Origin of the sequence: Agromyces binzhouensis, assembly GCF_004135055.1 — a bacterium.
GTDB classification, from domain to species: domain Bacteria; phylum Actinomycetota; class Actinomycetes; order Actinomycetales; family Microbacteriaceae; genus Agromyces; species Agromyces binzhouensis.
In genome coordinates, this window is the sequence record NZ_SDPL01000434.1 from 1 (window position 1) to 2,617 (window position 2,617).

The window sequence follows — 2,617 nt, forward strand, 5'->3', positions numbered from 1 at the left end:
CGGCCGCGCGGCTGGGTCTCGACGATCGGGCCGCGCGCGCGGCATCCGCCCTCGAGGCCGCCGACGCCGAGGCGCCCGCCCGCATCGCCTCGGAGTTCACGCCCACCCAGGTCATCACCGTCGTCGGCGCCGCGGCCGGGCTCATCGCCCCGATCGTCGGCACCGAAGCCCGCACCGGCGAACCCATCGCCGAACCCGACGCCGCCGACGCGGCAGGAGAGGACTGACATGCCCGCAGTCGTGCTGATCGGAGCACAGTGGGGCGATGAGGGCAAGGGCAAGGCGACCGACCTGCTCTCCTCGCGCCTGGACTACGTCGTCAAGTTCAACGGCGGCAACAACGCCGGGCACACCGTCGTCGTCGGCGACGAGAAGTACGCCCTGCACCTGCTGCCCTCCGGCATCCTCACGCCGGGCGTCACGCCCGTGATCGCGAACGGCGTGGTCGTCGACATCGAGGTGCTCTTCGAGGAGATCGAGGGGCTCGAGTCGCGCGGCGTCGACACGTCGCAGCTGAAGATCTCGGCGAACGCGCACGTGATCACGCAGTACCACCGCACGCTCGACAAGGTCACCGAGCGCTTCCTCGGCAAGCGCCAGATCGGCACGACGGGTCGCGGCATCGGCCCGAGCTACGCCGACAAGATCAACCGCGTCGGCATCCGCATGCAGGACCTCTTCGACGAGAACATCCTGCGGCAGAAGGTCGAGGGCGCACTCGACCAGAAGAACCACCTGCTCGTGAAGGTCTACAACCGCCGCGCGATCGGGGTCGACGAGATCGTCGAGGAGCTGCTCGGCTACGTCGAGCGGCTGCGCCCGATGGTCACCGACACCTCGCTGCTGCTGCACCGCGCGCTCGAGGCCGGCGATACCGTGCTCTTCGAGGGCGGCCAGGCGACCATGCTCGACGTCGACCACGGCACGTACCCGTTCGTGACGTCGTCGAACGCCACGTCCGGCGGGGCGGTCACCGGGTCGGGCATCGCGCCGAACCGCATCGACCGGGTCATCGGCATCGTGAAGGCCTACACGACCCGCGTCGGCTCGGGTCCGTTCCCGACCGAGCTCTTCGACGAGTGGGGCGAGTTCCTCGCCGAGAAGGGCCACGAGTTCGGCACGACCACCGGTCGTCGGCGGCGCACCGGATGGTACGACGCCCCGATCGCGCGGTACACGGCACGCGTCAACGGCGTGACCGACTTCGTGCTCACCAAGCTCGACGTGCTCACGGGCGTCGACCGCATCCCCGTCGCGGTCGCGTACGACGTCGACGGCGTGATCATGGAGGAGGTCCCGGTCTCGCAGTCCGACTTCCACCACGCCAAGCCCGTCTACGAGGAGTTCCCCGGCTGGACCGAGGACATCTCGGGCGCGCGCTCCTTCGAGGACCTCCCTGCGAACGCCCAGAGCTACGTTCGCGAGCTCGAGGCGATGTCGGGGGCTCGATTCTCCGCGATCGGGGTCGGCCCCGGCCGCGACGAGATCGTGCAGTTGCACGACCTGCTCGACTAGCTCGACCGGCTCGACCTCCTCGACTGGTCGCTCGTACGGCTCGACTGGTCGCTCGTACGGGAGGAACTTCCGGACGACACGCCGTGGCGGCATCCGCCCGCCTCGACGTGTCGGGGAGTTCTTCCTCCCGAAGCGCGCGAGGGCACGTGCCGCCGACCGTGCCAGACTGGGCCGGTGCCAGCCCGCCGCCCGCTCGTCCACACCCTCGAAGGCCGTCACGTGGCCCTGGCTCCGATCACCGAGCACGACGTTCCGGCCCTGCGCACGGCGATCGGGCGCCCCGAGGTGTTCGCGGGCGGCTTCGGTGGCGGGCCGTCCGGCCTCCCCGCCGATGACGCGGCCTTCGAGGCCTTCGCACGCGCCTCCTACACGCCCGCCGCAGACGCGATCCCCTTCGGGGTGCGCCTGCGCGGCGGACCCGACGACGGCGCGCTCGTCGGCGCGACCAAGCTCGGCGACCTCGACCTGCCGAACGAGTCCGCCCACATCGGCTGGACGGGCTTCGACCCGCGCGTGTGGGGCACCGCGGTGAACCCGGAGGTGAAGCTCCTCATGCTCGGGCTCGCATTCGACCACGGGTTCGGCCGGGTGAAGCTGCAGGCGGATGCCGTGAACTCGCGCTCGCGCGCCGCCATCCTGAAGCTCGGGGCGTCCTTCGAGGGCATCCACCGCCGCGCGATGCGCCGCCCCGACGGCTCGTGGCGCGACACGGCGGTGTACGCGATCCTCGTCGACGAGTGGCCCGCCGTGCGGGCCGGCCTCGAGGCGCGGCTCGCGGAGTGGGGCGACCGACCGGTGACGCTGCAGGAGCCGCAGCGAGCCGAGTAGCGGGTCCGCCCGGTCGGGGCCGAGACGAGGATCGGGACGAGGATCGGGACGAGGCGTGCGCCGAGGCCGATCAGCCCCGGCCGCGCTCCGGCAGGTGCAACCGCGCGAGGAAGGCGTCGGTGCCGCGCGGCATCCGCCGCCGGTCGGCGCGCGACACGAGCACGGTCATGAGCACGGCGATCGGCACCGTCCAGGCCGCGGGCTGCTCGATGAGCGGGCGGATGGCGGGCGCCGCCGCCGTGATGAGGGCGCCGCCGAGGATCGCCGCCCCCGA

3 protein-coding genes and 1 pseudogene are annotated in these 2,617 nt (G+C 71.9%); 3 read left to right on the top strand and 1 reads right to left on the bottom strand.

Annotated features, from left to right (window positions below; all coding sequences use genetic code 11):
* The 3 genes from ESO86_RS19155 to ESO86_RS15265 all read left to right on the top strand — a co-directional run.
* Positions 1 to 227: hypothetical protein (locus ESO86_RS19155; RefSeq protein ID WP_165307973.1), on the top strand; the 227-nt coding region annotated here is incomplete at its 5' end.
* Position 228: 1 nt separating this feature from the next.
* Positions 229 to 1,515, top strand: coding sequence for an adenylosuccinate synthase (locus ESO86_RS15260; protein ID WP_129235742.1), 1,287 nt, complete (start codon positions 229 to 231; stop codon positions 1,513 to 1,515).
* A gap of 174 nt (positions 1,516 to 1,689) precedes the next feature.
* Complete coding sequence (locus ESO86_RS15265) at positions 1,690 to 2,343, top strand: GNAT family N-acetyltransferase (RefSeq protein WP_129235743.1); 654 nt, start codon at positions 1,690 to 1,692, stop codon at positions 2,341 to 2,343.
* 70 nt (positions 2,344 to 2,413) lie between these two features.
* Here the strand turns inward: ESO86_RS15265 and ESO86_RS19160 are convergent.
* Positions 2,414 to 2,617: pseudogene (locus tag ESO86_RS19160) on the bottom strand (cation acetate symporter); the annotation flags it as partial.